Below are 5520 nucleotides of genomic sequence, written 5' to 3' on the forward strand. Positions count from 1 at the left end.
GGCCTGGACGATGTCGAAGTGGTGTTCCTGTCGGCTTCCGAAATATCAGGGGAGATCGGCCAGGGCGCCGTCGATCTCGGCATCACCGGCGAGGACCTGGTGCGTGAAAACCTCGCCGACTGGGAGAGCCGCGCCGAAATCGTCGCCCGTCTCGGCTTCGGCAATGCCGATGTGGTGGTTGCCGTGCCGGACATCTGGCTCGACGTCGACACCATGGCCGATCTCGACGACGTCGCCGCCGATTTTCGCCAGCGCCATGGCCGGCGGCTGCGCATCGCCACCAAATACTGGCGGCTGACGCAGCAATTCTTCTCGCAGAAGCACGGCATCCAGGTCTATCGCATCGTCGAAAGCCTCGGCGCTACCGAAGGCGCGCCGGCGGCCGGTCTGGCCGATGTCATCGTCGACATCACAACCACCGGCTCGACGCTGCGCGCCAATCATCTCAAGGTGCTGGGCGATGGCCTCGTCCTGCGCTCGCAGGCCTGTCTGGTGGCGTCGAAGAAGACACGGGCGGCGGCCGATGAAGCGGTCCTGCGCGACATCGCGGCGAAGATGGCGGCTGCGGTCGGATAGGAATTATTTCCTTGACCGGTGAGGGCAGCTATGCTACATTTTTGCCCATGGTGCTGATTTGCGCCGGTGACCCGCCGCCCAGGCGGGTTTTTTCGTTTTGGCGCGCTTCGTCAGCCAACGCGAAGCTCCGAAGCATCGTTGACCGGATCGTTGCCCTTTCACGACCATCGGCGGGATTTCCTCCACTCCGGCAGGCTGATAGGCTCGGCTAATGCATGTCGCCCAAAGTGATCTCGGTTTTGGGAGAACGACATGCATAAAAACAAGGACCTAGAACGCGTCGCATGATTCTGTTTCAGCGCGACGCACTTAGTCCCGGGAGGAGAGAGCGATGCCGGTCAATCTCGACGAGCTGAAGAACGCCAGCAATCTGCGCGGACCCGGCGCGCGTGCTGGCGGTGTCTTCGTCGCACCCGTCGACAACAGGGCGCATGTCTCTGGCGAACGCAGCGTGCCGCTGCTCGACAAGACCATCCCCGCGCTGTTTTCCGACACCGTCAGCAAATACGGCACGCTCGACGCCGCTGTCTTCGTCGATCAGGACAAGCGCTTCACCTGGAGCGAACTGTCGGACACGGTGGACGCGCTGGCTGCCGGCTTCCTGGCACTGGGGTTGGCAAAGGGCGATCGCGTCGGCATCTGGTCGCCCAACCGCTGGGAATGGCTGGTGACGCAGTTCGCCACCGCCCGCATCGGCCTGATCCTGGTCAACATCAACCCCGCCTATCGGTTGACCGAGCTCGACTATGCGCTGAACAAGGTCGGCTGCAAGGCGCTGGTCACCGCTGCCAAGTTCAAGACGTCAGACTATCTCGGCATGATCGAGACGCTGGCGCCCGAGATCGCCAAGGCCACACCGGGCAAGCTCAAGGCGCAGAAACTGCCGGCGCTGAAGATCGTCATCCGCATGGGCGACGAGAATTCGCCCGGCATGTTCAATTTCGGCGACGTGCTGGCCATGGCCGGGCGTGACGAGCATGACAGCCTCGACCGCATCTCGGAGAAGCTGAAGCCGGGCGAGGCCATCAACATCCAGTTCACCTCAGGCACCACAGGAGCCCCCAAGGGCGCGACGCTGACCCACAACAACATCGTCAACAACGGCAATTTCGTCACTTCGGCGATCAAGCTGACCGTCGACGACCGGCTGTGCATACCGGTGCCGCTCTATCACTGCTTCGGCATGTCGATGGGCACGATGGGCTGCGTCACGAAGGGCGCCACGATGGTTTTCCCGGGCGAGGGCTTCGATGCCGGCGCGACGTTGAAGGCGGTGGCTCAGGAACGTTGCACCGGGCTCTACGGCGTGCCGACCATGTTCGTCGCCCTGCTGGATCATCCGGATTTTTCCGCCTTCGATCTCTCCAGCCTGCGCACCGGCATCATGGCCGGCTCGCCATGCCCGATCGAGGTGATGAAGAAGGTGGTGTCGCTGATGCATATGGAACAGGTGACCATCGCCTACGGCATGACCGAGACCAGCCCGGTGTCGTTCCAGAGCGGCGTCGACGACCCCTTGGAAAAGCGCGTCTCGACCGTCGGGCGCATTCACCCCCATGTCGAGGTCAAGGCGGTCGATGCCGATGGCGCTACCGTTGCGGTCGGCGTACCGGGCGAGCTTTGCACGCGCGGCTATTCGGTGATGAAGGGTTACTGGGACGACGACGACAAGACCCGCGAGGCGATCGACAGCGACGGCTGGATGCACACCGGCGACCTCGCCACCATAGACGCCGAGGGCTATTGCAACATCGTCGGCCGGGTCAAGGATATGGTTATCCGCGGCGGCGAGAACGTCCATCCCAGGGAGGTCGAGGAATTCCTCTACCGCCATCCAAAGGTCAAGGAGGTGCAGGTGTTCGGCATTCCCGACGCCAAATATGGCGAGGAGCTGTGCGCCTGGATCGTGCTCAAGCCCGGCCAGATCTCCACCGAGCAGGAGGTCAAGAACTTCTGCGCCGGCCAGATCGCCCATTACAAGATCCCCCGCCACATACGCTTCCGCACCGAATTGCCGATGACGGTGACCGGCAAGCCGCAGAAGTTCTTGATGCGCGAGGCGATGGTGGAGGAACTGGGGCTGGTGGCGCAGAAGACGGCGTGAACGGGTGAACGCTTCGATCTGTCGGTGCGCGAATGCAGCCACGGTTCGCAGCAGCGCGCAGGGGCTTGCATGAGCGGTTTCGGACGTTCGGTGACTTCGTATGCGATGCCCTTGGCCGCCTTGGTGATGGCTGTCGCCGTCAGAGCCGGCGGACTGTCGGCGGACGAAGGTTCGCTGAGCGCCAGGATACTCGTCGGAGCGCTTTCGAGTGCGATTATGTTCACCACCATTTTCGTGGTCCTCGACCACGCCGAGGCGGTGGCTCGGCGTGTAGGAGAGCCCTACGGCACATTGGTGCTGACTTTTGCCGTGACGGCAATCGAGGTGTCGATCATCGTTTCCATGATGCTGCATGGAGAGAACAACCCTACGCTTGCACGTGAGTCTGTCTTTTCAACAGTGATGATTGCATCCACCGGCGTCGTCGGCACCTGTCTCGCGCTTGGCGGCTGGCGTCATCGCAAGCAGGCAATTGTTCGACAAGGGACCAGCGCATATCTCGCGGTTCTGATCGCGCTGACCATCATGACGCTTATTCTGCCAACCTACACACAAGCTACGGGGCCGGGCACATTTTCGGCAGCTCAACTTGGCTTTGTGAGCGTGCTTTCGGTGCTGCTTTATGCAAGTTTTGTGTTCGCGCAGACTGTCCGCCACCGAGAAGACTTTGTCGAAGGGCAGGCCCACGGTGTTTCGCTGCGGACTGCCCCTCACGAAAGCGTCTTTGCCGGCGCATTGCTGCTTTTGATCGGGCTGATTGGCATTGTCATGCTCGCCGAGCAGGTCGCCGCAAGCGTCGAGGATACGCTCGTTGCCTATCAGGTGACCCAGGCTGACAGCATTGTGGGGGCATTGATCGCCGGGCTGGTTTTGATGCCAGAGGCCATTTCGGCGGTTCGCGCTTCACTCAACAATGAGCTGCAACGCGGTTTGAATGTCGCGATGGGTTCCGCTTGCGCCACAATCGGTTTGACAATACCGGCGGTCGCGGCCGCCAGCCTGCTGACGGGAAGAGGGTTAACCCTGGGGCTTCCAGCGACTGACACAGTGCTTTTGATTTTAGCGCTCTTCATATGCAATGTGAGTTTTAGCACTGAAAGAACAACATTCTTGACGGGCGCTGTCCATATCGTGGTATTTCTTACATATATATTTCTTATATTTGTACCATGAAAACTTGGCCCAGGCTGGCAATTAGATACAGTGGCGCGACTGGTCGTCAACGGACTGCTTGGGTTCTTCAGTCTGGAAGCCGACAGCGAACTGCAGCCCGTTGCCTGAGATGGCGTTTCCGCTTCCGCACCGAATTGCCGATGACCGTGACCGGCAAGCCACAGAAGTTCCTGATGCGCGAGGCGATGGTGGAGCAACTGGGGCTGGTGGCGCAGAAGACGGCTTGAGGGCTGGCTTCGCGGTGCGGCTGGGTTGCTTTGAGCCAACTGTCGACGACGGCGACGAGGTAATGACGTCTCAATCGGGCCGAGAGCGGACTGGCGGCTTTGGGCGGCTTCCGCACAAAGCTGCCGGCCGTGAGCCGTGACGCAGAAAGGCTCATTTGTCATCCGAGCGTCATTCCACGGCTTCCCGGAGTGGCTACTCGTATCGATCGTGGCGACGTACCCAGTCCATTCCCTCCTTCTCGTTGCGGCCTTTCGGCATGAGGTCGAGCATGGCGTAGGTGCCCATCATCACCTCAACGCCGCGCCCGTAGGTGGAGTAGGTGCGAAAGACCTCGCCCGCGTGCTTGAAGAAGGCGCTAACGCCGGGCCATTCCTCGCCGGTCTCCCGCCATGGGCGTTCCCCGTTGCTGCAAACATCGTCATTTCCGGTCCTCGGTCGAATTCGGCGTTTCCAACGGTTGCGATCCGGAAACGCTATTTCGGACGGAGGCCAGATGGGAGTTACAAGTGTGACGTGATTTCAATGGGGGCCGTCTGCAGAATGGCGGTTCACCGCGCGGCAAGCGAGATAGCTGTCATAAGCTGATCTATAGGCGGGCAGCGGCCCTATCATCCCGCGAAGTTGGCACAGTTGCCAAGAGGTGCCCGCGATCCGCTTTCCCACCGGCGAGAAGGGCCAGGTGTGCGGCTTCGACGGTGTGCTCGACAGCTCCGTGGACGCCCTGAACGTCCCACAGGGTCAAACTATCTGATCAAACTGACGCTTAACGAGGTCGCCGCAGCATCGGGATGAGCGTCGGCGACGAACCGACCTGGATCGCGCCGAGCGATTCGAAGCCGTGCCGCTGGTAGAATGATATGTTGCGCGGGTTCGAGGATTCCAAATAGGCCGGCGCGTGATCGCGGTCGCACTGCGCGAGTGCGTACGCCATCAAGGCATCGCCGTGACCTTCGCCTTGATGCGCCGGGTCGACGCCGATCAGGGGCAAGTACCAATGCGGTTCGGTCGGGTGGTACGTGGCCATCTGCTCGAATATGGCCGCGGTTTCAGGGGCGAGAGAGGATTCAACCGTGCTCTCGATCACGGCGCCAAGCTCTTCCTCGTCGGAATGCACGCCGGGCGGCAGCCACAGCGCCGTCCCGGCGTAGCCGTCGGTGCAAAAGGCGCTTCCGTTAGAGAATGCCCTGCGCCCGAACGCGCGGGCCATTCGCGGCATGGCTGCAAGGTACGGGTGTGCATGCGGCCAGGTCCACCGCGCCATAGGGTCCGCTGCAAACGCCAGCACGATTATCTCGACCGCTGAATCTTCATCGGCTGCGTCCATAACTCTCACTGTCGGCGACTTCACGCTGCCCTCCTGACGTAGGTGGTTCGACGAGGCGCCCGCGCCCGTTCTCAGCAACGCATCGTAACCCGGATGGAGTGGGAGCGATACCGGT

Annotated in this window: 4 protein-coding genes and 1 pseudogene; 3 read left to right on the forward strand and 2 right to left on the reverse strand. The window is 61.4% G+C overall.

Features of this window, described 5'->3' with window-relative positions; translation table 11 throughout:
• The 3 genes from hisG to EN939_RS19165 all read left to right on the forward strand — a co-directional run.
• Nucleotides 1–576: ATP phosphoribosyltransferase (gene hisG, locus EN939_RS19155; protein ID WP_127269258.1), on the forward strand; the 576-nt coding region annotated here is incomplete at its 5' end.
• A 331-nt stretch (nucleotides 577–907) separates the two neighbouring features.
• Complete coding sequence (locus EN939_RS19160; protein WP_127269259.1) at nucleotides 908–2680, forward strand: AMP-binding protein; 1773 nt, start codon at nucleotides 908–910, stop codon at nucleotides 2678–2680.
• Between the two features lie 69 nt (nucleotides 2681–2749).
• The gene (locus EN939_RS19165; protein WP_127269260.1) at nucleotides 2750–3853 is read left to right on the forward strand and encodes a calcium:proton antiporter; all 1104 of its coding nucleotides are present in this window, start codon (nucleotides 2750–2752) and stop codon (nucleotides 3851–3853) included.
• Between the two features lie 420 nt (nucleotides 3854–4273).
• Here the strand turns inward: EN939_RS19165 and EN939_RS19170 are convergent.
• Nucleotides 4274–4471: pseudogene (locus tag EN939_RS19170) on the reverse strand (DUF899 family protein); the annotation flags it as partial.
• A 373-nt stretch (nucleotides 4472–4844) separates the two neighbouring features.
• A complete protein-coding gene (locus EN939_RS19175; RefSeq protein ID WP_206517178.1) occupies nucleotides 4845–5429 on the reverse strand; it encodes a GNAT family N-acetyltransferase in 585 nt (194 codons plus the stop codon).
• Nucleotides 5430–5520: the final 91 nt, after the last annotated feature.

Origin of the sequence: Mesorhizobium sp. M7A.F.Ca.CA.002.05.1.1 (genome assembly GCF_003998335.1) — a bacterium.
In the GTDB taxonomy this organism is placed as follows: domain Bacteria; phylum Pseudomonadota; class Alphaproteobacteria; order Rhizobiales; family Rhizobiaceae; genus Mesorhizobium.

Excerpts from the sequence above, each read along its gene's own strand:
- EN939_RS19165 (WP_127269260.1), top strand. The coding sequence starts at position 2,750 with ATGAGCGGTTTCGGACGTTCGGTGACTTCGTATGCGATGCCCTTGGCC.
- EN939_RS19160 (WP_127269259.1), top strand. The coding sequence starts at position 908 with ATGCCGGTCAATCTCGACGAGCTGAAGAACGCCAGCAATCTGCGCGGA.